The following is a 1200-nucleotide window of genomic DNA, read 5'->3' as shown; positions in this document are numbered from 1 at the left end:
CATTTCGGAGAGAACCAGCTATCACGGAATTTGATGAGCCTATCAACCCAGCCCCAAGTCATCCCCCCGGTTTTCAACCCAGGTGGGTCCGGTCCTCCACACGGTCTTACCCGCGCTTCAACCTGCTCAGGGCTAGATCATCCCGCTTCGGGTCCAGGACACGCGGCTCAAACGCCTTTTAAGACTCGCCTTCGCTACGCATACGCCACACGGCTTATACTCGCCACGCACCACTGACTCGCAGACTCATTTTTCGATAGGCACGCCGTCACCCCACCAAGGAGGCTCCGACGGTTTGTAGGCGCACGGTTTCAGGGACTGTTTCACTCCCCTCCCGGGGTGCTTTTCACCTTTCCCTCACGGTACTAGTTCACTATCGGTCAGACAGGAATACTTAGGCCTGCCCCACGGTCGGGGCGGATTCACACGGGGTTCCACGGGACCCGCGCTACTCGGGAGACATGATCGGCGGGACATGCGCCTACGGGTACGGGGCCCTCACCCTCTACGGCCCGGTATTCAACCCGGTTCCCCTCGCACACGCCATTTATCACCACCGGCCGGCCCGTCGGAGCCGGCACACACGATCCCAACAACACCCCACACGCAACCCCCGACGGGTATCACACGCATGAGGTTTAGCCTGATCCGCTTTCGCTCGCCACTACTCACGGAGTATCCTCTCCTGCAGGTACTGAGATGTTTCACTTCCCTGCGTACCCCCCGCGCCGAAGCACGGTACCGGCCCATTACTGCCGGTGGGTTGCCCCATTCGGAAACCCTCGGATCAAAGCCCACTCGGCGGCTCCCCGAGGCCTATCGCGGCCCGTCGCGTCCTTCATCGGTCCTGCCTGCCAAGGCATCCACCATACGCCCTTCAAGACAACACACAACACACAATGCCGTGTGAAGCCCGAAAACACTGCACTGGACTCCCAGACAACAAATCAACACATCAAAATGATCACAAAACGATCGAAACGAACACAACCAAAAAAAATAATTGAAGTTCGAATCGAAATCGACAGCAAACACCACCCGCCAAACGGATGGCGTCTGCTCGCGTCCACTCTCCAGTTCTCAAACCACCACGCGCCACACGTTTCCAACCCGCCCCGAAGGGAACAGGCCTACTCCATGTGGGCATCGAACCGCACCACAGANAGAACACCGTGGGGTGGCGNNCNGGGNNCCCAACAG

At 59.0% G+C, this 1200-nt stretch carries 1 rRNA gene; it reads right to left on the bottom strand.

The features are described from left to right. A 23S ribosomal RNA gene (locus tag BMYO_RS11305) occupies window positions 1-890 on the bottom strand; the annotation flags it as partial. Window positions 891-1200: the final 310 nt, after the last annotated feature.

The organism is Bifidobacterium myosotis, assembly GCF_002259745.1.
Classification (GTDB): Bacteria; Actinomycetota; Actinomycetes; order Actinomycetales; family Bifidobacteriaceae; genus Bifidobacterium; species Bifidobacterium myosotis.
This window is presented reverse-complemented; position numbering and strand designations above follow the sequence as displayed.